The 25,786-nt window shown below is 56.8% G+C and carries 22 protein-coding genes and 1 pseudogene; 4 read left to right on the plus strand and 19 right to left on the minus strand.

Going from position 1 to position 25,786, the window contains the following annotated elements; all coding sequences use genetic code 11:
• From AC2LB6_RS17925 to AC2LB6_RS17950, 6 genes are all read right to left on the minus strand, one after another.
• A partial coding sequence (locus AC2LB6_RS17925) for a lytic murein transglycosylase (protein WP_490094517.1) occupies window positions 1–399 on the minus strand: 399 nt, incomplete at its 3' end.
• A gap of 152 nt (window positions 400–551) precedes the next feature.
• Window positions 552–1,229 (minus strand): respiratory nitrate reductase subunit gamma, encoded by a 678-nt coding sequence (gene narI / locus AC2LB6_RS17930; RefSeq protein ID WP_490094518.1) that lies wholly within the window; start codon window positions 1,227–1,229, stop codon window positions 552–554.
• Window positions 1,226–1,954, minus strand: coding sequence for a nitrate reductase molybdenum cofactor assembly chaperone (narJ, locus tag AC2LB6_RS17935; protein WP_490094519.1), 729 nt, complete (start codon window positions 1,952–1,954; stop codon window positions 1,226–1,228). The genes narI and narJ overlap by 4 nt, the downstream gene beginning before the upstream one ends.
• Window positions 1,951–3,495 (minus strand): nitrate reductase subunit beta, encoded by a 1,545-nt coding sequence (gene narH, locus AC2LB6_RS17940; RefSeq protein WP_490094520.1) that lies wholly within the window; start codon window positions 3,493–3,495, stop codon window positions 1,951–1,953. Before narH ends, narJ begins: the two co-directional genes overlap by 4 nt.
• Window positions 3,492–7,253, minus strand: a complete 3,762-nt coding sequence (locus tag AC2LB6_RS17945; protein WP_490094521.1) for a nitrate reductase subunit alpha — start codon at window positions 7,251–7,253, stop codon at window positions 3,492–3,494. The genes narH and AC2LB6_RS17945 overlap by 4 nt, the downstream gene beginning before the upstream one ends.
• 101 nt (window positions 7,254–7,354) lie before the next feature.
• On the minus strand, window positions 7,355–8,746 hold the full coding sequence (locus tag AC2LB6_RS17950) for a NarK family nitrate/nitrite MFS transporter (protein ID WP_490094522.1): 1,392 nt from the start codon (window positions 8,744–8,746) through the stop codon (window positions 7,355–7,357).
• Between the two features lie 315 nt (window positions 8,747–9,061).
• Between AC2LB6_RS17950 and narL the strand changes: the two genes are divergently transcribed.
• Window positions 9,062–9,709 carry a two-component system response regulator NarL gene (narL, locus tag AC2LB6_RS17955; protein WP_490094523.1) on the plus strand — a complete coding sequence of 216 codons (648 nt, stop codon included), beginning with the start codon at window positions 9,062–9,064 and terminating at the stop codon, window positions 9,707–9,709.
• Between the two features lie 305 nt (window positions 9,710–10,014).
• The gene (mutS, locus tag AC2LB6_RS17960; protein WP_490094524.1) at window positions 10,015–12,576 is read left to right on the plus strand and encodes a DNA mismatch repair protein MutS; all 2,562 of its coding nucleotides are present in this window, start codon (window positions 10,015–10,017) and stop codon (window positions 12,574–12,576) included.
• A gap of 132 nt (window positions 12,577–12,708) precedes the next feature.
• On the opposite strand, the gene rpoS is transcribed toward mutS, so the two are convergent.
• From rpoS to cysG, 13 genes are all read right to left on the minus strand, one after another.
• Window positions 12,709–13,701: an RNA polymerase sigma factor RpoS gene (rpoS, locus tag AC2LB6_RS17965; RefSeq protein ID WP_490094525.1), complete on the minus strand. Its 993-nt coding sequence runs from the start codon at window positions 13,699–13,701 to the stop codon at window positions 12,709–12,711.
• A 57-nt stretch (window positions 13,702–13,758) separates the two neighbouring features.
• Entirely contained in the window at window positions 13,759–14,859 is a 1,101-nt protein-coding gene (nlpD, locus tag AC2LB6_RS17970) for a murein hydrolase activator NlpD (protein ID WP_490094526.1), read from the minus strand.
• Window positions 14,860–15,021: 162 nt separating this feature from the next.
• Window positions 15,022–15,648 carry a protein-L-isoaspartate(D-aspartate) O-methyltransferase gene (locus AC2LB6_RS17975; RefSeq protein WP_490094527.1) on the minus strand — a complete coding sequence of 209 codons (627 nt, stop codon included), beginning with the start codon at window positions 15,646–15,648 and terminating at the stop codon, window positions 15,022–15,024.
• Window positions 15,642–16,403 (minus strand): 5'/3'-nucleotidase SurE, encoded by a 762-nt coding sequence (surE, locus tag AC2LB6_RS17980; RefSeq protein ID WP_490094557.1) that lies wholly within the window; start codon window positions 16,401–16,403, stop codon window positions 15,642–15,644. Before surE ends, AC2LB6_RS17975 begins: the two co-directional genes overlap by 7 nt.
• Before the next feature lie 191 nt (window positions 16,404–16,594).
• On the minus strand, window positions 16,595–17,635 hold the full coding sequence (truD, locus tag AC2LB6_RS17985; protein ID WP_490094528.1) for a tRNA pseudouridine(13) synthase TruD: 1,041 nt from the start codon (window positions 17,633–17,635) through the stop codon (window positions 16,595–16,597).
• Window positions 17,632–18,114, minus strand: coding sequence for a 2-C-methyl-D-erythritol 2,4-cyclodiphosphate synthase (gene ispF, locus AC2LB6_RS17990; protein WP_008927107.1), 483 nt, complete (start codon window positions 18,112–18,114; stop codon window positions 17,632–17,634). The genes truD and ispF overlap by 4 nt, the downstream gene beginning before the upstream one ends.
• On the minus strand, window positions 18,114–18,830 hold the full coding sequence (gene ispD, locus AC2LB6_RS17995; RefSeq protein WP_490094529.1) for a 2-C-methyl-D-erythritol 4-phosphate cytidylyltransferase: 717 nt from the start codon (window positions 18,828–18,830) through the stop codon (window positions 18,114–18,116). Before ispD ends, ispF begins: the two co-directional genes overlap by 1 nt.
• 3 nt (window positions 18,831–18,833) lie before the next feature.
• Window positions 18,834–19,151 (minus strand): cell division protein FtsB, encoded by a 318-nt coding sequence (gene ftsB, locus AC2LB6_RS18000; RefSeq protein WP_010248545.1) that lies wholly within the window; start codon window positions 19,149–19,151, stop codon window positions 18,834–18,836.
• A gap of 169 nt (window positions 19,152–19,320) precedes the next feature.
• Window positions 19,321–19,641, minus strand: a complete 321-nt coding sequence (locus AC2LB6_RS18005; protein WP_003849111.1) for a DUF3561 family protein — start codon at window positions 19,639–19,641, stop codon at window positions 19,321–19,323.
• 54 nt (window positions 19,642–19,695) lie between these two features.
• Window positions 19,696–20,301, minus strand: a complete 606-nt coding sequence (cysC, locus tag AC2LB6_RS18010) for an adenylyl-sulfate kinase (protein WP_490094530.1) — start codon at window positions 20,299–20,301, stop codon at window positions 19,696–19,698.
• Window positions 20,301–21,728 carry a sulfate adenylyltransferase subunit CysN gene (gene cysN, locus AC2LB6_RS18015; protein WP_490094531.1) on the minus strand — a complete coding sequence of 476 codons (1,428 nt, stop codon included), beginning with the start codon at window positions 21,726–21,728 and terminating at the stop codon, window positions 20,301–20,303. The genes cysC and cysN overlap by 1 nt, the downstream gene beginning before the upstream one ends.
• A gap of 11 nt (window positions 21,729–21,739) precedes the next feature.
• On the minus strand, window positions 21,740–22,648 hold the full coding sequence (gene cysD, locus AC2LB6_RS18020) for a sulfate adenylyltransferase subunit CysD (protein WP_033733611.1): 909 nt from the start codon (window positions 22,646–22,648) through the stop codon (window positions 21,740–21,742).
• Between the two features lie 9 nt (window positions 22,649–22,657).
• Window positions 22,658–24,073, minus strand: coding sequence for a siroheme synthase CysG (cysG, locus tag AC2LB6_RS18025; RefSeq protein WP_490094532.1), 1,416 nt, complete (start codon window positions 24,071–24,073; stop codon window positions 22,658–22,660).
• Window positions 24,074–24,437: 364 nt separating this feature from the next.
• Between cysG and AC2LB6_RS18030 the strand changes: the two are divergent.
• Together AC2LB6_RS18030 and AC2LB6_RS18035 are read left to right on the plus strand one after the other, a co-directional pair.
• A pseudogene (locus AC2LB6_RS18030) lies at window positions 24,438–25,452 on the plus strand (aminopeptidase).
• A gap of 9 nt (window positions 25,453–25,461) precedes the next feature.
• A complete protein-coding gene (locus AC2LB6_RS18035; RefSeq protein WP_490094533.1) occupies window positions 25,462–25,746 on the plus strand; it encodes a YciI family protein in 285 nt (94 codons plus the stop codon).
• Window positions 25,747–25,786 lie beyond the last annotated feature (40 nt).

Raw genomic sequence — 25,786 nt, forward strand, 5'->3', positions numbered from 1 at the left:
ATACTGGTTCCAGAACGCCACGCCGTTTTGCACGTTATCCGGCGTAATAAACTTGTTGCGATAGCGGATCCAGGCCCCGTTAGGTCCCGGCGCGGGCGTATAACTCGGCGCCTGACGATCCATCAGCCGCAGCACATAATCCAGTCGCTTAGCCTGACCAATGATGTTGTGCAGTTGCTCACGATCAAAGTCATGCTTCTCTACCATCTTATCGATAAATTGCTCTGCTGCCGGATTACCGGCGAAGTCACCAAACATCGCCTGTCCGCTGTGCGAAGGCTGCAGTAAAAAACCGCCCTGTGGCGCAGCCAGCATCTTCTGCTGGGTCGGAACTTCAGGTTTGCTGCTGCAGGAGGCCAGAAGCGGGATGAACGCAAGGAGGGCTAACTTGAGACGCATCGGTTATCCATAAACGAGGGGGTAAATTCAGATGCGGTAATAGTAGTCGTTCAGCGCGGTGACATACAGTCCATAATCTTAAAAAAACGTCAACGCAGCGGTGGGTTAAAAAGGGCTGCGGGGACGGTATTTCTCCCGCAGCCATCCTGCATTTAGCGGCGGTTTCTCACCAACTGATAACGACGGGTCAGATACTCAACCGGCGCGCTCCAGATATGCACCAGGCGGCAGAACGGGAACAGCAGGAACAGCGTCATGCCCAGCACCATGTGCACGCGGTAGATAAATGCTACGCCTTCCAGATGCTGCGACGCGCCACCGTGGAAGGTCACCACCGCCTGCGCCCAGCCCACCAGCTTCATCATCTCACTGCCGTCCATATGCTGGGCGGAAAACGGAATGGTCAGCAGACCCAGCGTGGCCTGAGCCACCAGCAGCGTCAGGATCAGAATGTCGCCGACGCTACTCGTTGCCCGCACCCGTGGATTGGTCAGGCGTCGCTTCAGCAGCAGCGCACCACCCGCCAGCGTCATCGCACCAAACAGGCCACCGGCAACCATCGCCAGCTTCTGCTTAACGTCGATCGGCAGGAACGATTCATACATCCAGTGCGGCGTCAGCATCCCGACGATATGGCCGAAGAAGATACCGATGATGCCGATGTGGAACAGGTTAGAGGCAAGCCGCATCCCTTTTTTGTCCAGCATCTGACTGGAACCGGCCCGCCAGCTGTACTGCCCGTAGTCATAGCGCAGCCAGCTGCCCACCAGGAAGACCGTTCCGGCCAGGTAGGGGTAAATATCGAAGAAGAAGGTATTAATAAAATTCATGCTGATTCTCCTGTGGTGCGCGCCGTCGCCGCGGTGATATCCAGATACTGCGGCGCGACCGCATCGGCGAAGCGACGCTGATGCATAGCCTGCTGTGCCGAGGCACAGCCCTGTTCGCCGAGAAATTTAATCTGCTCCTCTTCCCAGACCGCATCGAGTGCTGCCGGGGTATCATCGCGCGCTTCCAGCGCCACCTGGGGCTTGAGGGCCGTAGGATCGACCGCGCTACCGGACAGCGTCAGTAACACGGTGAACAGATCAGCATAAGGACTCTGACGCTCTTCCAGCCGCGCAGCCAGCAATGCCAGGATCGGCACGATGTCGTCCAGCCCCTGACGCGCGGCCTCATCGCTTTTACAGGCGAGATATTCCAGGTAGAGCGGCAGATAATCGGGCAGCTCTTTGCTGTCCAGCTCCAGACCGTCGGCCCGGTACTGTTCCAGCAGATCGACCATCGCCTGACCGCGATCGCGGGACTCACCGTGCACATGTTCAAACAGCAGCAGCGAGGTGGCGCGGCCACGATCAAACAGTTCGCAGTATTCAGCCTGTACGTCGAGTAGTGGCCGGGCACAGAGCTGATTGATAAAACGCACCAGCCGTGCGCTCTGCTGCAGGTTGAGTTCACTGGCGTCATCCAGCGCCGCGATCAGGTCGGGAGAGTGGGTAAACAGCGCCTCGTCCGGATAGTCCAGCAGCCGCGAAAGAATCCGTAACGTCATCATGAGGCATCCTCTGGGCGGATGGTTTTCTTACTGATGTCGATGGCATCAATACGGCGGCTGTTGAACAGGTTGAATTTGCTGTCACTGCCGTGACAGCCATCACCAAAGCTAAAGCCGCAGCCTTTGCTCTCCGGGAAGGCTTCACGCGCCAGTTCGCGATGGCTGGAGGGCACCACGAAGCGATCTTCATAGTTCGCGATCGCCAGATAGCGGTACATCTCCTGCGCCTGGGCTTCAGTCAGACCGACCTGCTCAAGCGCCCGGATATCATGTTCACCGTCCACGCTTTCTGCGCGCTTGTAATGGCGCATCGCCAGCATGCGTTTCAGTGCCAGCAGCACTGGCGCGGTGTCGCCTGCGGTCAGCAGGTTCGCCAGATACTCAACCGGAATGCGCAGGCTTTCCACATCCGGCAGTACGCCGGTATGCGCCATTGCCCCGCCATCCACCGCAGACTGAATCGGTGACAACGGCGGTACATACCAGACCATCGGCAGCGTGCGGTATTCAGGGTGAAGCGGCAGCGCCAGCTTCCACTCCATCGCCATTTTATAAACCGGTGAACGCTGGGCCGCGTCGATCACGCTCTGTGCTACACCATCTTTCATTGCCTGCGCGACCACCGCCGGATCGTTAGGATCGAGGAAGATATCCAGCTGGCTCTGATAGAGATCTTTCTCGTTTTCCGCTGCGGCCGCCTGTTCAATGCGGTCAGCGTCATAGAGCAGCACGCCGAGATAGCGGATACGGCCAACACAGGTTTCTGAGCAGACGGTGGGCTGGCCCGCTTCGATACGCGGATAACAGAAAATACATTTTTCTGATTTGCCGCTTTTCCAGTTGAAGTAGATCTTCTTGTACGGACAGCCGGTGAGGCACATCCGCCAGCCGCGACATTTATCCTGGTCGATCAGCACGATGCCATCTTCGCCGCGCTTGTAGATCGCGCCGCTTGGGCAGGTCGCCACACACGCCGGGTTGAGACAGTGCTCACACAGGCGTGGCAGGTACATCATGAAGGTGTGCTCAAACTGGCCGTAAATCTCCTTCTGGATGTTATCGAAGTTCTTATCCTGTGAACGTTTGGCAAACTCGCCGCCGAGGATCTCTTCCCAGTTCGGGCCGTTTTCGATCTTTTTCATCCGCTGACCAGTGATCAGCGAGCGCGGACGTGCGATCGGCTGATGTTTACCGGCAGGCGCATTGTGCAGATGCTGATAATCAAAATCGAACGGCTCGTAATAATCATCCAGCGCAGGCACATCCGGGTTGGCGAAGATCTTCGACAGCAGGCCGACGCGACTGCCCATGCGCGGCTCCAGTTTGCCGTTGATCTTACGGATCCAGCCGCCCTTCCACTTCTGCTGATCTTCCCAGGCGTGCGGATAGCCGACGCCAGGTTTGCTTTCGACATTGTTGAACCAGGCGTATTCCATGCCCTCGCGGCTGGTCCAGACGTTTTTACAGGTCACCGAGCAGGTGTGGCAGCCGATACATTTGTCGAGGTTCAGCACCATGCCGACCTGTGAACGAATTTTCATGGTTTTACCTCCTGCTGGCTGCCCTGGCTGGCATCGTTGCCTTCCCCATCTAACCAGTTAACGTTGTTCATTTTTCTCACCACCACGAACTCATCACGGTTGGAGCCGACGGTGCCGTAGTAGTTAAAGCCCCAGGAAAGCTGCGCATAACCGCCGATCATGTGGGTCGGTTTCGGGCAGGTTCGTGTCACGGAGTTATGAATGCCGCCGCGCTGGCTGGTGATCTCCGAGCCGGGGATATTCACGATGCGTTCCTGAGCGTGGTACATCATGGTCATACCGGCCGGGATGCGCTGGCTCACGACCGCACGCGCAGTCAGCGCACCGTTGGCGTTGAATGCCTCGATCCAGTCGTTATCCACAATGCCCAGCTCGCGGGCGTCATCTTCACTCATCCAGACGATCGGTCCGCCGCGTGACAGCGTCAGCATCAGCAGGTTGTCGCTGTAGGTGGAGTGAATGCCCCACTTCTGGTGTGGCGTCAGGAAGTTCAGCGCCTTCTCCGGATTACCGTTGGGCTTGCTGTTCAGCAACGGCTTCGCCGCGCGGGTATCGATTGGCGGACGGTAGACCATCAGGCTCTCACCGAAGGCGCGCATCCACTCATGATCCTGATAGAGTTGCTGACGGCCGCTCAGGGTACGCCACGGGATCAGCTCATGAACGTTGGTGTAGCAGGCGTTGTAAGAGACATGTTCATCTTCCAGACCTGACCAGGTCGGGCTGGAGATAATCTTGCGCGGCTGCGCCTGGATATCGCGGAAGCGGATCTTCTCATCTTCTTTGTTCAGTGCCAGATGCGTGTGGTCACGACCGGTAATTGCGCCCAGCGCCTGCCAGGCTTTCACTGCTACCTGACCATTGGTTTCCGGTGCCAGCGCCAGGATCACTTCTGCTGCATCGATCGCCGTGTCGATATTCGGCCGTCCCGCTGCCGGGCCATCCGCTTTGACGTAGTTCAGTTGCTTGAGGAAATCGACCTCTTTGCTGGTGTTCCAGCTGATGCCTTTGCCGCCGTTACCCTGGGTATCCAGCAACGGTCCCAGCGAGGTAAAGCGTTCCCAGGTTGCCGGATAGTCGCGTTCCACCACCATAATGTGTGGTGCGGTTTTGCCCGGGATCAGGTCGCACTCGCCTTTTTTCCAGTCTTTCGCCTCAAACGGCTGCGCCAGTTCTGCGGGTGAGTCATGCAACACCGGTAACGTAACCACATCAGTTTCAACGCCTAAATGGCCAGGGCAGAGATCGGAGAAGGCTTTTGCGATGCCTTTATAGATCTCCCAGTCGCTCTTTGAATCCCAGGCAGGATCGACGGCCGCAGACAGCGGATGAATAAACGGATGCATATCCGAGGTATTCATATCGTCTTTTTCATACCAGGTAGCGGTTGGCAGCACGACGTCAGAGTAGAGACAGGTGCTCGACATACGGAAGTCGAGTGTGACCACCAGATCCAGCTTGCCTTCAGCACCCTGATCCAGCCATTCCACTTCTTCCGGTTTCACGCGCCCCTGCTGACCTAAATCTTTACCCTGAATGCCGTTTTCGGTGCCCAACAGGTACTTCAGCATGTACTCATGCCCTTTACCTGACGAGCCGAGCAGATTGGAACGCCAGACAAACAGGTTACGCGGGAAGTTCTGCGGGTCGTCCGGCTGTTCAGCGGCAAATCGCATGGTGCCCTGCTTCAGGCTCTCCACGGTATAATCCAGCGGTGACTGACCGGCGGCTTTCGCCTGCGCCGCGATATGCAGCGGGTTGACGTTAAGCTGAGGCGCGGAAGGCAGCCAGCCCATGCGTTCGGAACGGACGTTAAGGTCGATCAGGCTGCCGCTGTAGCGGCTTTTGTCCGCCAGCGGTGACAGCAGTTCGCTGGTGGCCAGGGTTTCATAGCGCCACTGACTGGAGTGGTTATAGAAGAAGGAGGTGCTGTTCATCTGACGTGGCGGACGCTGCCAGTCGAGACCAAAAGCCAGCGGTGCCCAGCCGGTCTGCGGACGGAGTTTCTCCTGACCGACATAGTGCGCCCAGCCACCACCGCTCTGACCCACACAGCCGCAGAAAATCAGCATGTTCATCAGGCCACGGTAGTTCATGTCCATGTGATACCAGTGGTTCATACCGGCACCGACGATGATCATTGAGCGGCCACGGGTTTTCTCGGCGTTTTCGGCAAACTCGCGGGCAATGCGGATGATGTTCTGACGGGAAACGCCCGTAATCTGCTCCGCCCAGGCCGGGCTATAGGCTTTGATCTCATCGTAGTTTTGCGCGCAGTTGGCATCATCCAGACCGCGATCCAGACCATAGTTCGCCAGGGTCAGATCGTAGACGCTGGTGACCAGCGCCTCACTGCCATCTGCCAGTTGCAGACGTTTTACCGGCAGTTTGTGCAGCAAAATCTCATCCAGCGCGACGCTATTGAAATGCTCGCTGGTGATGCCACCAAAGTAAGGGAAACCGACTTCAACCACCTCATCGTGACGGCCAAGCAGGCTGAGCTGCAGCTCCACCTCTTTTTGTGACAGGCCGTCGCGCTGCTCAAGGTTCCATTTGCCTTTTTCGCCCCAGCGGAAGCCGATAGAGCCCTGCGGCGCAATCAGTTCACCGGTCGCCTCATCCAGCGCCACGGTTTTCCATTCCGGATTATTTTCCTGACCCAGGCCATCGACCAGATCGCTGGCGCGCAGCTGACGGCCCGCAGCGTAGTAACCGCCCTCACGTGGCTCCAGCATGACCAGCATCGGCATATCGGTATAACGGCGCACGTAATCGCGGAAATAGCCGACTTCGCGATCAAGGTGAAACTCTTTCAGCATCACGTGGCCCATCGCCAGCGCCATCGCGCTGTCGGTGCCCTGCTTCGGACTCAGCCACTGGTCGCAGAGCTTCGCGACTTCGGCATAGTCCGGGGTGATGGCCACGGTTTTTGTCCCTTTATAACGGACTTCCGTGAAGAAGTGGGCATCCGGGGTACGGGTCTGCGGCACGTTCGAGCCCCAGGCAATGATGTAAGAGGAGTTGTACCAGTCGGCCGATTCCGGTACGTCGGTCTGCTCGCCCCAGGTCATCGGTGACGCAGGTGGCAGGTCGCAATACCAGTCGTAAAAGCTCAGGCAGGTGCCACCAATCAGTGACAGGTAACGTGCGCCGGCAGCGTAAGAGACCATCGACATCGCCGGAATCGGCGAGAATCCCATAATACGGTCAGGGCCGAAGGTCTTCGCGGTGCAGATGTTCGCGGCAGCGATCATCTCGTTCACTTCCTGCCAGCTGGAGCGGACAAAGCCACCACGTCCACGCGCCTGCTTGTAACTTTTGGCCTTTTCAGGATTGCTGATGATGGATGCCCAGGCATCTACCGGATCGCTGTGCTGCGCTTTCGCGTCGCGCCACAACTGAATCAGCTTCTTGCGCATCAGCGGATATTTCAGGCGGTTAGCACTGTAGAGATACCAGGAGTAGCTGGCACCGCGTGGGCAGCCGCGCGGCTCATGGTTGGGCAGATCGGGACGGGTACGTGGATAGTCGGTCTGCTGGGTCTCCCAGGTGACCAGACCGTTTTTCACGTAGATTTTCCAGCTGCATGAGCCGGTACAGTTAACACCGTGGGTGGAGCGCACGATTTTATCGTGCTGCCAGCGGCTGCGATAGCCATCTTCCCAGTCGCGATTGCTGTTTAAGGTCTGGCCATGCTGGCCGGAAAACGGCTCGGCCAGCTGTTTAAAATAACGAAATCGATCAAGAAACTTGCTCATCCGGAATACTCCTGAAGGCTTTGTATGACATTGCTGACTCTGCATCTGTCGCGACACAGAAAGGAAAATTGTGCCGGTGTGCCACACCGGCTTTATCGTTATCAGGCGCGGGATTTTCGTCCGTAAACCAGCCAGGTCACCGCGATACAGCAGAGGTAAAAGACCAGGAAGATTTTCATCGCGCCAGCGGGTGAGCCGGTCATAGCGAGCGACAGGCCAAAGGTCTGCGGAATAAAGAAGCCGCCCAGCGCGCCAATGGCGGAGATAAAGCCGAGCGCAGCCGAGGTTTCCGTTCCAGCTTCACGCTGCGCATGCGTATCGTCGCCGCCTTCGGCTTTGATACGTTCCAGCGTCAGCTTGCGGAATAGCACTGCAATCATCTGGTAGGTAGAGCCGCTGCCAAGACCGGAAGTCAGGAACAGGCCCATAAAAACGGCGAAGAAGGCGACGAACGAGCCATCATGTCCGTCACCCGGCAGAGTCAGGAACAGCAGCGCGGCAAACAGCGCCATCAGGATGTAGTTGACCAGCGTGACGCGGGTTCCGCCGAGGCGGTCAGAAATGATGCCGCCTGCGGAACGGGCCAGTGCGCCAATCAACGGACCGAAAAAGGCGTAATGCATGATCACAACATCAGGAAATTGCGTCTTCGTCAGCATGGCAAAACCGGCAGAGAAACCGATAAAGGAACCAAAGGTCGCCAGATAGAGCAGCGCCATAACCCACAGGTGGGGACGTTTCAGCACCGGCAACTGCTCACGCAGCGAGGATTTCGCTGCTGCCAGGTCGTTCATGCCGAACCAGGCTGCCAGCGTGCCGATCGCCAGGAACGGCACCCAGATCCAGGAGGCATTCTCCAGCCAGAGGCTGTCGCCAGTGACGGTGGTATGACCCACATCGGCAAAACCAAAAATGGCGCAGGAGATCGCCAGCGGCGCGACAAACTGCATGACGCTGACGCCGAGATTACCGAGGCCGCCGTTGATGCCCAGCGCGCCGCCCTGACGGGCTTTGGGAAAGAAGAAGCTGATGTTGCCCATGCTTGAAGCGAAGTTAGCACCGCCAAAACCGCACAGCAGGGAAATCACCATAAAAGTCGCGAATGAAGTCTGACTGTCCTGTACGGCAAAACCGAGCCACAGGCACGGGATGATCAGGATACCGGTGCTGAAGGCGGTCCAGCGGCGTCCGCCAAAGATCGGAATAACAAAAGAGTAAGGGACACGCAGCAACGCGCCGGACACCGATGGCAGCGCGGTCAGTAAAAAGAGCTGTTCGGTGCTGAAATTAAAACCCACTTTATTCAGGTTAACCGCGACGGTGCTGAACAGCATCCAGACGCAGAAGCCCAGCAGCAGACAGAAAACAGAAATCCACAGGTTACGGCTGGCGATACGTTTACCGCGTGAGTGCCAGAACGCATCGTTTTCCGGTTGCCAGTCCTGAATTAACGCGCCGCGCGTCGGGGTTTGCAAAGGGGCGGATTGGGTCATAAATCTCTCATCAGCAGAATAATAATTGTGCATATCCTGCGCATCCGGCCTGCCGGCTTGCTTGATACAAATCAACGGCAAGGCAGGTTATAAAGGCGCACCAATCCCTGACCATCCCTGTTAAGTAGTTGACTGCTCGCGGATAACCCTTATAAATCATGCGGTTTAATGGCGTCTGAAAACGTCATCAGCAAAAGGGTGCCCGAATGGAAATAAAGGAGTAGTCCATTGGGGGTATATAGCGACCCCGCTTCACCGGTAAGATAGGCCTCTCCGCCCGTTCAGGGCTGGCATACGCGACACACAGGAGCCATTGTGACTGCCGGGAAATTTACGCTCTTATTAATCGACGACCATCCCATGCTACGTAACGGGCTGAAGCAGCTGATTGCGCTGGATGAGCGACTGCAGGTGGTTGCCGAAGCGGGTAATGGCATCGATGGACTGGCGCTGGCACAACAGCACGATCCCGACCTGATCCTGCTTGATCTTAATATGCCGGGTCTGAATGGACTGGATACCCTGACCCAGCTGCGTGAAATCGCTCTCTCTGGCCGGGTGGTGGTGTTCAGCGTTTCAGATAATGAAGAGGATGTAGTCAGCGCGCTGAAGCGCGGCGCAGATGGTTATCTGCTGAAAGATATGGAACCGGAAGCCTTGCTGAAAGCGCTGCATCAGGCGGCCGCCGGACAGATCGTGCTGAGCGAAGCGTTGACCCCGATTCTGGTTGCCCGATTACGCGAAGCGCAGCCTGCTCAGACGCGCGATATCAATCAGCTGACCCGCCGTGAACGCGAAATTCTGCAACTGATCAGCGACGGGATGACCAACAAAGCGATTGCCCGCAAACTGGACATCAGTGAAAGCACGGTCAAAGTCCACGTCAAATATCTGCTGAAGAAGATGAACCTTAAATCCCGGCTTGAAGCCGCCGTCTGGGCGCTGCAGAACGGGCTGCACTGACCTCAACTATCCCCGAAGCACTTCATTGCCGCCTTGCCCGCCCTAAACTGTCGCAGAAATCGCGAGCCGCCTCGCAGCCCCGCGTCAGAGTAATGAAAAAAGGCACTTTTCTGTCGCCAGCCGCCGCCACTTTTGCCAGGATGCCCTTCAGGTTACACGCCGTCAGGATCAGGGCGATGTATCAGGCTGGCATATGCCCTGCCCTATTCGTTATCATCTGACTATCCTGCGCGCCTGGAATCCCTTTCGGTTTCATGGGCGTTGACCGCCAGAAATTTACCGCATTAAAGATGAGTTAAAACCTTATGCAAGAGCCAACCGAAAAGGACTTTCCTTCTCACACGCCAATGATGCAGCAGTACCTGCGCCTCAAGGCAGAGCATCCTGACATTCTGCTGTTTTATCGTATGGGTGACTTCTACGAGCTGTTTTATGACGACGCAAAACGCGCCTCGCAGCTGCTGGAGATTTCTCTCACCAAACGCGGTGCATCAGCGGGCGAACCGATCCCGATGGCTGGCGTGCCCTATCATGCGGTTGAAGGCTATCTGGCTAAACTGGTGCAGCTGGGCGAGTCCGTTGCCATCTGCGAGCAGATAGGCGATCCGGCGCTGAGCAAAGGCCCGGTCGAGCGCAAAGTAGTGCGCATCGTCACGCCAGGCACCATCAGTGATGAGGCGCTGTTGCAGGAGCGGCACGACAATCTGCTGGCGGCAATTGTGCAAAGCCCGCGCGGTTTTGGCTATGCCACGCTGGATATCAGCTCAGGCCGTTTCCGCCTCAGCGAACCGGCCGATGCAGAAACCATGGCAGCAGAGCTGCAGCGTACCAATCCGGCTGAGCTGCTCTATCCCGAAGATTTTCAGGCCATGTCGCTGATCGATCAGCGACGGGGCCTGCGCCGCCGTCCGCTGTGGGAGTTTGAGATCGACACCGCGCGCCAGCAGCTGAACCTGCAGTTTGGCACCCGCGACCTGAATGGCTTCGGCGTGGAGAACGCGCATCTCGGACTGAGCGCGGCGGGCTGCCTGCTGCAATATGTCAAAGATACCCAGCGCACCACGCTGCCGCACATCCGCTCGCTGAGCATGGAGCGGCAGCAGGACAGCATCATCATGGATGCCGCTACCCGCCGTAATCTGGAGATCACTCAGAACCTGGCAGGCGGCACCGACAACACCTTAGCGGCCGTGCTGGATAAAACCGTCACTCCGATGGGCAGCCGGATGCTGAAGCGCTGGCTGCATATGCCGCTGCGCGATGCGCGCATCATTAACCAGCGTCAGGAGTCGATTGCTGAGCTGCAAAATCTCAGCGACGTGCTGCAGCCAGTGCTGCGTCAGGTCGGCGATCTTGAGCGAATTCTGGCCCGCCTGGCGCTGCGTACAGCACGTCCGCGCGATCTTGCCCGCATGCGTCATGCGTTTCAGCAACTGCCAGAATTGAACCAGCTGCTGGCCGATGTCGAAGCACCGCAGTTACAGAAACTGCGCGCGCAGATGGGCGAGTTCACCGCGTTACGTGAACTGCTGGAGCAGGCGGTGATTGAATCACCGCCTGTGCTGATCCGTGACGGCGGAGTGATTGCGCCCGGTTACAACGCAGAGCTGGATGAGTGGCGCGCGCTGGCCGATGGCGCAACCGACTATCTCGACCGGCTGGAGATTCGCGAACGCGAAAAGCTCGGACTGGATACTCTTAAGGTCGGCTTTAACGGTGTGCATGGCTATTACATCCAGGTCAGCCGCGGACAGAGTCATCAGGTTCCGATGCACTATGTCCGTCGTCAGACGCTGAAAAACGCTGAGCGCTACATCATCCCGGAACTGAAAGAGTACGAAGACAAGGTCCTCACCTCTAAGGGCAAAGCGCTGTCGCTGGAGAAAAGCCTGTATGAGGCGCTGTTCGATCAGCTGCTGCCGCATCTGGAAGCGCTGCAGCTCAGTGCCGCCGCGCTGGCAGAGCTGGATGTGTTGAGCAACCTGGCGGAACGCGCCTGGTCACTGAACTATTGCCGCCCGGTGTTGCAGGATAAAGCCGGGATTAAAATCAGCGGCGGTCGCCATCCGGTGGTTGAACAGGTTCTGAAAGAGCCGTTTATTGCCAACCCGCTGTCACTGGCCCCGCAGCGCAGAATGCTGATCATTACCGGCCCCAACATGGGGGGTAAGAGTACGTATATGCGACAGGCCGCGCTGATTGCGCTAATGGCATGGATTGGCAGTTTTGTTCCGGCCGATGAGACACTGATTGGCCCGCTGGATCGCATCTTTACTCGCGTCGGTGCTGCGGATGACCTCGCCTCCGGGCGCTCGACTTTTATGGTTGAGATGACCGAAACCGCCAACATTCTTCACAACGCCACCGAAAACAGCCTGGTGCTGATGGATGAGATTGGACGCGGAACCTCCACCTACGACGGTTTGTCGCTGGCCTGGGCCTGCGCCGAAAACCTGGCGAACCGCATCAAGGCGATGACGCTGTTTGCCACCCATTACTTTGAACTGACTACCCTGCCGGAAAAAATGGAAGGCGTGGTCAACGTCCATCTGGATGCCGTTGAGCACGGTGACACCATCGCCTTTATGCACAGCGTGCAGGAAGGGGCCGCGAGTAAGAGTTATGGCCTGGCGGTAGCAGCGTTGGCTGGCGTGCCTAAAGAGGTGATTAAGCGGGCGCGCAACAAGCTCAAGGAACTTGAGAACGTTTCAAACCACTCAGCTTCATCGACGGTCGATGGTTCTCAGCTGCCGCTGCTGGTTGAAGAGACATCGCCTGCCGTGGAGGCGCTTGAGGCACTGGATCCGGATACGCTGACACCGCGTCAGGCGCTCGACTGGATTTATCGTCTTAAATCGCTGGTCTGATAATACGCTGCACCGCTTAATGCGCGGTGCGGTGCTTCTGTTCACCCGCACATTACTTTTCTGCAGACATAAAAAAAGCGATGGTTTCCACCATCGCTTTTTGCATTCGTACTCAGAGCGTCTTATAAACGATTATTCACGAAACAGTGCTTCAATGCTGAGGCCCTGCGCCTGCAGGATTTCGCGCAGACGGCGCAAACCTTCAACCTGAATCTGGCGTACACGCTCGCGGGTTAAGCCGATTTCACGACCAACATCCTCAAGCGTTGCCGCTTCATAGCCCAACAGGCCGAAACGACGAGCCAGCACTTCACGCTGCTTGGCGTTCAGCTCGAACAGCCATTTGACGATGCTTTGTTTCATATCATCGTCCTGCGTGGTGTCTTCCGGGCCGTTGTCTTTCTCATCGGCCAGAATATCCAGCAGCGCTTTTTCAGAATCACCACCTAATGGCGTATCAACCGAGGTAATGCGTTCGTTAAGACGTAACATGCGGCTTACGTCATCAACCGGTTTGTCCAGCTGTTCGGCGATCTCTTCCGCACTCGGCTCATGGTCGAGCTTGTGAGAAAGTTCACGCGCAGTACGCAGATAAACATTCAGTTCTTTTACAATATGAATCGGCAGACGAATGGTACGGGTTTGATTCATGATCGCCCGTTCAATAGTCTGACGAATCCACCAGGTGGCGTACGTTGAGAAACGGAAACCGCGCTCCGGGTCAAATTTCTCTACGGCGCGAATCAGGCCGAGGTTACCTTCTTCAATCAGGTCCAGCAGAGCTAAACCACGATTGCTGTAACGACGGGCGATTTTCACCACCAGGCGTAAGTTACTTTCGATCATACGGCGACGGGAAGGAATATCACCCCGCAATGCACGGCGAGCGAAGAAAACTTCTTCCTCTGCCGTTAACAACGGAGAATAGCCAATCTCCCCGAGATAGAGCTGCGTCGCATCTAATACACGCTGCGTCGCACCTTGTGATAGCAACTCTTCTTCCGCTACGTCACTATCACTGGCTTCGTTTTCGACGATTGACTTTTCGTCGAAAATTTCAGCTCCGTTCTCATCGAATTCCGCGTTCTCATGTAACTCGTTTACTTTCAGCGTATTCTGGCTCATAAGCGGCTCCTACCCGTGATTCCAGGGCAGAACATAAAAAGAGTTTGTTCTGCCGGATTATCGCTGCGGTAAATAACGCAACGGGTTTACGGATTTCCCCTTGTAACGAATTTCAAAGTGTAATCTGACTGAACTGGTTCCGGTGCTACCCATGGTAGCGATGTTTTGCCCCGCCTTAACTTCCTGTTGTTCCCGAACCAGCATTGTATCGTTGTGGGCGTAGGCGCTCAGGTAATCATCGTTGTGTTTAATGATGATTAAGTTACCGTAACCCCGGAGTGCGTTACCTGCGTAAACCACTCGTCCTGAAGCAGTGGCGACCACAGATTGTCCGCGCGTCCCGGCGATATCGATACCTTTATTGCCACCTTCGGCGGCAGAGAAGTTATCGATAATCTTCCCGTCAGTCGGCCAGCGCCAGCTTCCGACCGGCGTTGAACTGTTGGTTGTACTGCTAACCGTTGGGGGTGCGGTAACTACTGGAGCTGTTGTCGTTGCAACATTTGCTCCTTTCGAAGGCAACAATTTGCTGCCACCCGAATTACCCGAATCATCAGAATACGTAATAACAGGTTGCTGTGCAACAGCAGGCGATTTAATTTGTGGCGCCGCCGGAACCCCGCCCTGCGTTGCATCAGCAACGGTAATGGGATTGCCGCCTGTAATCGGCTGACCCGACCCATTTCCAATCTGTAACGTCTGACCGACATTCAGGCCGTATGGCGCAGGAACGTTGTTACGCTGGGCTAAATCACGGAAATCATTGCCGGTAATCCAGGCAATATAAAATAAGGTGTCGCCACGCTTAACGGTATAGGTTTCACCGGAGTAGCTACCCTTAGGAATATTCTGATAACTGCGGTTGTACACTATCCGGCCATTCTGCGTCTCAACATTACTATTGGTACTAATCATTCCACCGTTACTGGGGACAGATGCTGAATTTTTGCTTAACATTTGTCCCTGGGATGGCGCGACAGGAACACCACCTGAAACCGTGTCGGATCCAGCCTGGCTGTTAGTCATGCCGCCATCATCGCCAACGCGACTGATGGGTGCCTGTGAATTGTCGCTGGAGCTGCAGCCTGCCAGCCAAAAACCTACCAGTGAAAGCGCCGCCAGACGGCGTAACTGAAAAAGTGTGCTTCCCGTGCTCATTAATCCCCCGTGATGGCAACTCTGATCTATCTGTTTCACTGTACCTGTCAGCAGAATACTCTGCGCAGCGTAATAAAATCTGCATTTTTGTTGAATAAACCGGATAGTAACAACATCAGGTACGTGGTGCCATGAAACAGTTGTGAAGAAATACGAAGAGTGTCAGGCCAGATCGCCCTGCACCAGTGGAACAAAACGCACGGGCTCAATAATCTCTTCCGTGACCTCTTCGCCCTGACGACGCAGGCGTTTCAGTACCTGCTGATCCTCGCCGACCGGCAGCACCATAATGCCGCCTTCTGCCAGTTGTGCTATCAGCGCAATCGGAATTTCCGGTGGTGCGGCGGTGACAATGATGGCGTCGAACGGACCACGTGACGGCCAGCCCTGCCAGCCATCGCCATGCCGGGTCGAGACATTATGCAGATCCAGCTGCTTCAGGCGGCGCTTAGCCTGCCATTGCAGTCCTTTGATACGTTCCACTGAATAGACATGGTCCACCAGATGAGCAAGGATCGCCGTCTGGTAACCTGAACCCGTACCAATCTCCAGTACGCGTGAATGCGGATTAAGTTCCAGTAGCGCGGTCATCCGCGCAACCATATAAGGCTGGGATATCGTCTGGCCGGAGCCAATAGGCAAAGCAACGTTGTCCCAGGCTTTATGCTCGAACGCCTCGTCGATAAAACGTTCGCGCGGCACCTCGCTAATGGCTTTCAGCAGGTTTTCATCATCAATGCCCTGCTGACGCAGTTGTGACAGCAGTGTCTCAATACGCCGATTCACCATGCCAGGTTCACCTCAGCTTTTGCCAGCCAGTTACTGAGCACGTCCTGCGCGCTGTGCGCCGTTAAGTCGACATGCAGCGCGGTGACAGACACGTAGCCCTGATCGACGGCAGCAAAATCCGTATCTGGACCCGCATCGAGCTTTTCGCCCGGTGGTCCAATCCAGTAGAGAGTGTTGCCGCGCGGATCCTGCTGCGCAATCACCTGATCTGCCGGATGGCGGCTGCCACAGCGCGTCACACGGATGCCTTTGAGTTCGGACAGCGGCAGATCGGGGACGTTGATGTTGAGAATGCGGCCGGTGCGCAGTGGTTCATGCGTCAGCGCCCTGAGGAGAGCGCAGGTCACCGCCGCCGCGGTGTCGTAGTGCTGATGGCCATTGAGCGAAACCGCGATTGCCGGTAAGCCAAGATGTCGCCCTTCCATCGCCGCCGCCACTGTGCCGGAATAGATCACATCGTCACCCAGATTGGGGCCGGCATTAATGCCTGACACCACGATGTCGGGACGCGGCTGCATCAGCGCATTCACTCCCAGATAGACGCAGTCGGTCGGCGTCCCCATCTGAACCGCGATATCGCCGTTTTCATGGGTGAAAGTGCGCAGTGGCGTTTCCAGCGTTAATGAGTTCGAGGCACCGCTTCGGTTACGATCGGGGGCAACAACCTGTACGTCAGCAATCTGCCGCAGGGCTTTCGCCAGAGTCTGAATACCTGGCGCATGAATGCCGTCATCGTTGCTGAGCAATATCCGCATTTCGTTCTGACCTTTTTTTATTCGACTGGTCGCCATGTCTGAACCTGTTTTAACGGCATGGCAACAGGCAGGGAATGGACAGCGATTTTTGCATTCTAGCGAGGCGCGCAAGGAAGTGGTAGGCGTAAATCACACGACGGTGGGGGTTTGCCGCAACATTACCCACACTGCAGGTCAGGTTGCGGCGAAGATTATTCATCAATCTGATCGGGCGAGTCCGCAGGGGTAAGCAACTCACGGACCACGCTGGTGGCAAAGCTACCTGCGGGCAGCCAGAATGACAGCTCCAGCGTGACGTCATCCCACCAGCTCCACTGCATATCACGCGGCACCATCAGCATGGCGCGGCGGGCTGCATCGACCTTCTCACGTTCAATCAGTCCCAGCAGCAGCATGTCATCCGCCAGCGACTGCTGTTCAAAGGCCAGCGCGTCAGCCTGCGGGCCCGGCTCACCGCGTCCGGGCAGCGGCGCGGTAATGCGCAGCTCATGCTGATCAACCCGGCGCTGTGATTCTTCCAGTTCATCAGGCTGGGCGACAAACCAGCTGCCGCGTCCGGTCAGCTGTAAAGCATCGCCGTTAAGCACCTGAGTCAGGCCGCCCTGCTGCTGCAGACGCGCACTAGTCACCTGATTAAACAACGCACTGCGCGCGGCAGAGAGCATCAGGCTGCGCTTGTTGCGGTCACGAACAATGATCTCATTTCGCGCCCATTTCTCCGCCATCAGCAGGTTATTGCCACCGCGACCAAAGCGCTGTTCACCAAAATAGTTGGGTACGCCCGAATCGCAAATCTGCGCCAGACGCGTTTCAACCGCATCACGATCGCTAATCTGGCGGATGACCAGCCGGAACGCATTTCCCGCCAGTGCGCCGATGCGCAGCTTACGCTTGTGGCGCACCGCCTGCAGGATTTCGACCCCTTCCAGCGCAAAACCGCGCAGATCGGGCATCGTATTACCCGGCAGACGAAAACAGAGCGTCTGTTCCGTCACTGCATGGCGGTCTTTCATCCCGGCATAACTCATGTCGCGCTGATGAATACCGAGATACTTAGCCAGTGCCTCAGCCACAAAGCGGGTATTGGCCCCGACTTTACGGATGCGCACCAGTAAGTGCTCACCTTCACCATCCGCGCCATAACCGAGATCTTCAACCACCACGAAGTCTTCCGGATTGGCTTTGATCACGCCAGAGGCCACAGGTGTGCCGTGCAGGTAATTCAGAATCATTGGCTGTCAGCTTTCAGGACTAACGCGACCGCTTCACAGGCGATGCCTTCGCCGCGCCCGGTAAAGCCAAGCTTCTCGGTGGTGGTCGCTTTGACATTGACCGCATCCATATGGCAGCCCAGATCTTCTGCGATGTTGATGCGCATCTGTGGCACGTGCGGCAGCATTTTCGGTGCCTGAGCAATAATCGTGACGTCGACATTACCGATGCGATAGCCTTTGGCTTCGATACGACGCCAGGCCTCACGCAGCAGGCCGCGACTGTCTGCCCCTTTAAAGGCCGGATCGGTGTCGGGGAACAGCTTGCCGATATCGCCCATCGCTACTGCGCCCAGCAGCGCGTCAGTCAGCGCATGCAGCGCCACATCGCCATCCGAATGGGCGATAAAACCGTGTTCAAACGGGATCCGCACACCGCCAATCACTAACGGACCCTCTCCGCCAAAGGCGTGAACGTCAAAACCGTGACCGATACGCATCATGCGCTCTCCTTTAATTGAATCTGACTCAGATAAAAAGCCGCCAGCGCCAGATCTTCTGGCCGGGTGACTTTGATGTTATCACTGCGTCCGCTGACCAGCAGCGGATGGTAGCCGCAATACTCCAGCGCCGACGCTTCATCGGTGATGGTAGCGCCTTCTGTCAGCGCCCGCGTCAGGCAGGCAGTGAGCAGAGCATGAGGGAAAAATTGCGGCGTTAAGGCGTGCCAGAGATCGTCGCGTTCCACGGTATGTGCCACCGCAGCTTTGCCCGGCTTGCCCCGTTTCATGGTGTCACGCACTGGCGCGGCCAGAATGCCGCCTACGTGGCTCTGTTCACGCACATTAAGCAGTTTCTGGAGATCGTCGGGATGCAGGCAGGGACGCGCAGCGTCATGGACCAGCACCCAGGCGGAACCCTGTGCGGCCTGCAATCCGGCCAGCACCGATTCAGCGCGGGTCTCTCCGCCTGTCACCCTGATCACACGCGGATCGCGTGCCAGCGGCAGTGAAGCGAAGTACTGGTCATCAGGGCTAAGGGCGACAATCACCTGTTTGATAGCGGGATGGGAAAACAGACGCGCAATGCTGTGTTCCAGAAGGGTGTGCTGACCAATCGTCAGATATTGCTTCGGACAAGTTGCCTGCATGCGGCTGCCGATCCCGGCAGCGGGCACCACGGCAATCACATCCGCAAGGGAGGCCAGAGTGTTCATGTTTTATCGTTGTTGGTTGAGCGCTGCTTGTTGCGCGTTGCGTTTGTTCTGGTCAGGAACCAGACGATAGAAGGTCTCACCAGGCTTAATCATGCCCAGTTCATTGCGTGCGCGCTCCTCGATCGCTTCCGAGCCGCCATTGAGATCGTCAATTTCGGCAAACAGCTGATCGTTTCGCGATTTAAGTTTGGCATTGTTTGCCTGTTGCACCGCGACATCATCATTGACGCGCGTGTAGTCATGGATGCCATTTTTCCCCAGCCACAATGAATATTGCAGCCAGCCAAGCAGCACCAATAACAGTAACGTCAGTTTTCCCATCCCGCCCCCTAAAAACGGCCCAATCATCCCATAACTTTGCACAGGACTCCACACCAGCGGCGAAAATGGCGCGCTTTGCTGCGCCTCTGCGCAATCAGTAACGATTCTGACGGGAAAAGATTTGTAACCTGCCGATGCGTTTGCACATCAGCGCGGACGCCGTTAAGGCTTACCAGCCGGAGAGAAAGGAGAACATTAACCAGAAGAGAGTCACCACCATAATGACCGTGGCGAGGGCGGCCCAGATCCAGTGCCCGCTCAGCAGCGTATTCAGTGCGATGCCCGTGACCACGGCAACCGGCAGCAGCGCCAGAAAGAATGGCCAGGTATAGAGAAAGAAGAACAGCGTGTTAGAGCCGAACAGCAGGAAAGGAAGCGCCAGCGCACACCAGTACGCGAGTAAGCCGATAACACCGCCCGGCAGCAATGAGCGTGGCTCATCCTGGGAGGAGTCATCTTTACGAGCGAGCATGGGTGTGATGTTTTGCATAGGCATCCTGTTATTGCGAGGGCGGCAAATCCGAAGCGATTTGCCGCTGTCTCTTCAGGATCTGATGATATCGCGGCCGCGCAGCACGTCTAACAATTGGGCGGCCAGTTTTGTAACCAATTGTTCGCCATCCAGCAGGATTTCCGGGCTTTCGGGCGCTTCATAGACGCTGTCGATACCGGTGAAATTACGCAGTTCACCGGCGCGCGCTTTGCGGTATAAGCCCTTAGGATCGCGCGCTTCGCACACCGCTAACGGCGTATCGACAAACACTTCGATAAACTGCCCCGGCTCCAGCAGGTCACGCACCATCTGACGCTCGGCGCGATGCGGCGAAATAAAGGCCGTGAGCACCACAAGTCCGGCATCCACCATCAGTTTCGCCACTTCACCGACGCGACGGATATTCTCCTTGCGGTCATCATCGCTGAAGCCGAGGTCACGACAGAGGCCGTGACGAACATTGTCACCATCCAGCAGATAGGTGCTGACACCGATGCGGTGCAGCGCCTGCTCCAGCGCACCTGCGACCGTCGATTTCCCCGAGCCTGAAAGCCCGGTGAACCATAGCACCACGCCCCGATGGCCGTGCTGCTGTTCGCGTGAGGCACGTGTTACCGGATGGTCATGCCACACCACGTTATCATCATGCTGAGCCATTATTGACCGCCCAGCAGGTCGCGCGCGTTCCAGTGTGGGAAGTGACGGCGAACCAGCGCATTCAGTTCCAGCTCAAACGCGCTGAACTCACCGGTGTTAACCGGAGCATCATGGTTTGACTGATGAATCATGCCGGCACCCACGGTGACGTTGGTCAGGCGATCGATAAAGATCATGCCGCCAGTCACCGGGTTCTGCTGATAGCTGTCGAGCACCATCGGTTCGTCAAAGGTTAACTCAATGCGACCGATACCGTTCAGCGGCAGCGCATCGACCTGACGCGTCTCAAGCGAGTTGATCTCGACCTGATGCAGCACCTTCTCTACCCGGCCACGGGTTTTTTTACCGGCGATTTTCAGGTCATAGCTCTGACCGGCCTGCAGCGGCTGTTCTGCCATCCAGACCACGTCAACGCTGGCAGACTGAACTGCAGACAGCGTTTCGCTGGCATCGACCAGCAGATCGCCACGGCTGATATCAATCTCATCCTGCAGTACCAGGGTGATCGCTTCGCCTGCGCCTGCTTCCTGCAGATCACCATCAAAGGTCACTATGCGGGCAATGGTCGACTCTACGCCAGACGGCAGCACTTTAACGCGCTGGCCGACCTGCACGCTTCCTGACGCCAGGGTGCCGGCATAGCCACGGAAATCCAGGTTAGGACGGTTAACATACTGCACCGGGAAACGCATCGGCTGATGATCGACGACACGCTTCAGCTCCACGGTCTCCAGCACATCCAGCAGCGTCGGGCCGCTGTACCACGGCATGGTCTGACTGGCGGAAGCGACGTTGTCCCCTTCCAGCGCCGACATCGGCACAAAGCGGATATCGAGGTCGTCCGGCAGCTGAGCAGCAAAATCCAGGTAATCCTGTTTGATCTGTTCGTAGCGCGCCTGATCGTACGCCACCAGATCCATCTTATTGATCGCTACTACCAGATGTTTGATCCCCAGCAGCGTCGAGATAAAGCTGTGACGGCGGGTCTGATCCAGTACGCCTTTACGCGCATCGATCAGCAGGATCGCCAGGTCGCAGGTTGATGCTCCGGTCGCCATGTTGCGGGTGTACTGCTCATGTCCCGGCGTATCGGCGATAATAAATTTACGCTTTTCAGTCGAGAAGTAGCGGTAAGCCACATCAATGGTAATGCCCTGCTCACGCTCAGCCTGCAGGCCATCCACCAGCAGCGCCAGATCGAGTTTCTCGCCCTGGGTGCCGTGACGTTTGCTGTCGTTGTGCAGCGAGGAAAGCTGATCTTCATAGATCTGACGGGTATCGTGCAGCAGACGCCCGATCAGGGTACTTTTTCCATCGTCGACGCTGCCGCAGGTCAGAAAACGCAGCAGGCTCTTATGCTGTTGAGCAGTCAGCCAGGCTTCAACGCCGCCCTGGTCGGCAATCTGTTGTGCAATTACGGTATTCATCTGGCGTCTCCTTAGAAATAGCCCTGACGTTTTTTCAGTTCCATCGAACCGGACTGATCGCGATCGATCATGCGGCCCTGACGCTCGCTGGTGGTGGAAACCAGCATCTCTTCGATGATCTCCGGCAGCGTCTGCGCTTCGGACTCTACCGCGCCGGTCAGCGGCCAGCAGCCGAGTGTCCGGAAACGGACCATCCGCTGGGTGATCTCTTCACCCGGCTGCAGGTTGATACGATCGTCATCGATCATCATCAACATGCCATCACGCTCCAGCACCGGACGTGGCGCGGCGAGATAGAGCGGCACGATCTCGATGTTTTCCAGGAAGATGTACTGCCAGATATCCAGTTCGGTCCAGTTCGACAGCGGGAAGACGCGGATGCTCTCGCCCTTGTTGATCTGGCCGTTGTAGTTGTGCCACAGCTCAGGACGCTGGTTTTTCGGGTCCCAGCGATGGAAACGGTCACGGAATGAGTAGATACGCTCTTTGGCGCGTGACTTCTCTTCATCACGACGTGCGCCGCCAAAGGCTGCATCAAAACCATATTTGTTCAGCGCCTGCTTCAGCCCTTCGGTCTTCATGATGTCAGTGTGTTTGGCACTGCCGTGGACAAACGGGTTAATCCCCATCGCCACGCCTTCCGGGTTGCGGTGAACCAGCAACTCAGCGCCCATCGCTTTCACGGTGCGGTCGCGAAATTCGTACATTTCACGGAATTTCCAGCCGGTATCCACATGCAACAACGGAAACGGCAGCGTGCCCGGATAAAAGGCTTTGCGCGCCAGATGCAGCATCACCGAGGAGTCTTTACCGATGGAGTACATCATCACCGGGTTGCTGAACTCCGCCGCGACTTCGCGAATGATGTGGATACTCTCCGCCTCCAGCTGACGCAGATGAGTGAGTCGTTTTTGGTCCATGATTTTCCCTCAAGCCAGATTGACAACGGCGGACTCGCGAGCCCCCTGCTGTGCTGAATGTTTAAACCAGGCGAGTTGCCCGTGCAGATTAACCACCTCTCCGATCACCAGCAGCGCCGGGGTAGGTGCCGAGGCGGCCAGCGCCTCAAGTTGTTCTAAGGTGCCGGTCAGCACCTGTTGATCCTGCCGGGTGCCGCGACTGATCACCGCTACCGGCGTTGATGGCGCGCGACCATGCTGAATCAGCGCCGCGCTGATGGCCGCCGCTTTAACCGTTCCCATGTATATCGCCAGCGTCTGACGCGCACGCGCCAGCGAAGGCCAGTCAATGTCATCTCCATCGGGACGGCAGTGACCGGTAATAAACATCACGCTCTGCGCGTAGTCGCGGTGGGTCAGCGGAATACCGGCATAGGCCGTCGCACCGGCAGCCGCAGTGACGCCCGGCACGACCTGGAACGGAATACCCGCCTGCTGAGCCGCCTGCAGCTCTTCGCCGCCCCGGCCAAAAATAAAGGGATCGCCGCCCTTCAGGCGCACAACACGCTTGCCTTTCAGCGCCAGTGAAACCAGCAACTGATTGATCTCTTCCTGCGGCAACGTGTGCGCGCTGGCCCGTTTGCCGACGCAGATGCGATCGGCGTCTCGGCGCACCAGATCCAGCACCTCTTCGCTGACCAGATGGTCATAGAGCACCACATCGGCTAACTGCATCACCTGCAGGCCGCGCAGCGTCAGCAAGCCGCTATCGCCCGGCCCGGCACCTACCAGGAAAATCTCGCCCTGACGGGTCGGCTCTTCCTGCAGCTCACGGTCCAGCGTGCGTTTCGCCTCTTCGACGTTACCGGCTGACATCTCACTGGCGAACCGGCCGTTAAAAGCCCGTTCCCAGAAGCGTCGACGGTCAGACATACGGCTGAAGCGCTGTTTGACTTTATCGCGCCAGAGCCCGGCCACTTCCGCCATCTGACCGAGACTGGCGGGCAGCAGCGTTTCGATTTTTTCGCGCAGCATGCGTGCCAGCACCGGTGCGGTGCCGCTGGAGGAGATCGCCACCACCAGCGGTGAACGGTCAACAATCGAGGGGAAGATAAAGGTGCATTTTGGCTGGTCGTCGACAACGTTAACCAGCTTGTGCCGCGCATTAGCGGCTTCAAAAACCTGGGTGTTGAGATGATTGTCGTCGGTGGCAGCAATCACCAGGAAAACGCCATCCAGCTGGGACGGATCAAATTCGGTCGCCAGCCACTCCAGCTCCTGCTTATCCAGCAGTTCCTGCAGTTCAGGACAAAGTTCACGAGATGCGATCAGAACGCGCGCACGCGCACGACGCAGCAGTTCAATTTTTCGCGACGCAATATCTCCACCGCCGACAACCAGAACCGGGCGGCCAGAGAGATCGGCAAAAAGAGGCAAATAGTCCACGTTAACCCTGATGTTTTAACTTTGTATTAACGCGACTATACGTCGCTGGGTTTATCGAGATGAAATTACGAATTGGAATGAGTAGTTACCGAATGGAATAACGACTCCGCAAAGCACAGAACAATTTGGTCTTAGCAGATGAAATTTAATGGCTTTTCGTGAACAGGTTCACAGATTCTCATCCGTGCCTGCGACTGTAAAAGCAGATAAGTGCCAGCGATAAATGCGCGTTGCTTCTTTCTGTTAAAGCAGCGCCCGATTCCGCTAACCAGGTCGCAGAACAAAAAGGGTATAATGCGCGCAGCATGACTGGCCCTGGCCGGTATGCAGAACGCCTCCCGGATAATGAAAAAAAGGATGCATTATGTTTTGTTCCCTCCACTTGAGGGTAGCGACAGTTTTGTTTAGCGCACTCATTTCCCCGCTGGCTCTGGCCACATCGACTGGCCAGTTTGCCGAACAGCAGGTCCGGCACATTGCTACTTAATTTCCCTGGCCGCATGAGCGGCAGTCCGGCTGAGCTGATGGCCGCTGACTACCTGCAGCAGCAATTTACCGCGCTGGGTTATAAAACCGATACCCGCCAGTTCAACACCGGCTATAAATGGCAGGAAGATGACGGCACGCAGCGCTGGCATAAGCTCACGGCCACTTCGGTGATTGCCGCGCGTGCAGGCAGCGTGCCGCAGGAAATTCTGATCGTGGCGCATCTGGATACCTGGACGCCGCAAAACAGTAACCAGGCCCATCACAATCTGGGCGGCTTACGCCTGCAGGGCGTCGATGACAATGCGTCAGGTCTTGGCGTGATGCTGGAACTGGCGCAGCAACTGAGTCGTAAGCCGCTGCACTATGGCATTCGCTTTGTGGCGCTGAGCGCCGGAGAAGCGGATCTGCACGGCATGGATGATTATGTTGAGCGCATGAGCACGCGCGAGAAAAAGAACACGCTGCTGGTCATCGATCTGAACAGCCTGATCACCGGCGATCATCTCTATTTCAACAGCGGCATGAACACGCCCCGGGCGGTGCGCAAGCAGACCAGCGATCGCGCTCTGCTACTGGCCCGTCAGCAGGGCATTCCCGCCGCCAGTCATCAGCTGAATAGCAAGGACTTCAACGGCCTGAATGCCTTCGACAAGGCAGGCTTTCCGTTACTGGATGTCACCGCCAGTAACTGGACGCTGGGTAACAAAGATGGTGCGCTGCAGCGTCATCACAGCCCGCACTTTCCTGATGGCGTGACCCGTCATCAGACTGACCTGGATAATCTGAACTATCTCGACCGCTGGCTGCCGGGTCAGATAGCCCTGAGAACCCGCGACAGCGTCCGCGTGCTGCTGCCGCTGATCAGCGAACTGACCAATCCCAAAGTGTGAGGTTCTGAGATGTACGTGGTCTTTCTGAATTATGTTCGTCCGTTAGAAGACGTTGAAGCGCTGCTCGCAGGCCATATCGAATGGCTCGACCGCTATTTTAATGCGGGCAGTTTTATTGCCGCAGGACGTAAAGATCCGCGCACAGGCGGTATGCTGCTGGTCAGGGAGATGGAACGTGAGGCGCTGGATGCGATCTTAGCGGAAGATCCGTTTGTCGCGGTGGCAGAGTATGAGGTGACGACAGTGAATGTGACCCGTGCAGCGGAAGCATTTGCCGGATTAAAAGGCGTTTAACTTCCCGCCTGACGGTCACGAAGCACTTCTCTCCCTGATT

The organism is Pantoea sp. RCC30.1 (assembly GCF_058148845.1).